This is a genomic window from Paenibacillus sp. FW104-T2, from assembly GCF_058789975.1.
In genome coordinates this window covers 1-704 of the sequence record NZ_JBYTCE010000051.1, presented here as the reverse complement: position 1 = coordinate 704, position 704 = coordinate 1, and the positions used below count along the sequence as shown (strand labels likewise).

The 704-nt window shown below is 46.9% G+C and carries 1 tRNA gene and 2 rRNA genes; all 3 read right to left on the bottom strand.

The features are described 5' to 3' along the window. A 23S ribosomal RNA gene (locus tag AC3WQ3_RS28640) occupies positions 1–254 on the bottom strand; the annotation flags it as partial. 203 nt (positions 255–457) lie between these two features. After that, a tRNA-Ala gene (locus AC3WQ3_RS28635) sits at positions 458–533 on the bottom strand. A gap of 108 nt (positions 534–641) precedes the next feature. Next, positions 642–704, bottom strand: a 16S ribosomal RNA gene (locus AC3WQ3_RS28630); the annotation flags it as partial.

Below are 704 nucleotides of genomic sequence, written 5' to 3'. Positions count from 1 at the left end.
CGCCGCTACTGACGGAATCACTATTGTTTTCTCTTCCTCAAGGTACTTAGATGTTTCAGTTCCCCTGGTATGCCTCTACACAACCTATGTATTCAGTTGTGAGTAACTGGATATTACCCCAGCTGGGTTTCCCCATTCGGACATCCCCGGATCAAAGCTTGCTTACAGCTCCCCGAGGCAGTATCGTTGTTCGCCACGTCCTTCATCGGCTCCTAGCGCCTAGGCATCCTCCGTGTGCTCTTAGTAGCTTAACCAAATGCTCCGGTTTCGAGCTGTCTCTTCCCTTGGTTTGCTTGCGCAAATCCAAAAGTCGTTCCAATTCGATACCATCGCAAAGCAGTTTTCGCTAATATTTGAAACTTGTTTTAACACAAGTTCAGCTAAAAGGAATGTTCTAATTCGCAATTTTCGTTTCGATATCTAGTTTTCAAAGAACAAGCTAAATAGACGAAATCTTTGGTGGAGCCAAGCGGGATCGAACCGCTGACCTCCTGCTTGCAAGGCAGGCGCTCTCCCAGCTGAGCTATGGCCCCTCAAATTCCATCAAAACTGAACAAATGGATAAGTAACGATGCTGCTGTCGCAGGTTCAATGAACCTGCGTATTTGAATGACTTCGTTACAGAAGACGATTCTCCATAGAAAGGAGGTGATCCAGCCGCACCTTCCGATACGGCTACCTTGTTACGACTTCACCCCAATCAT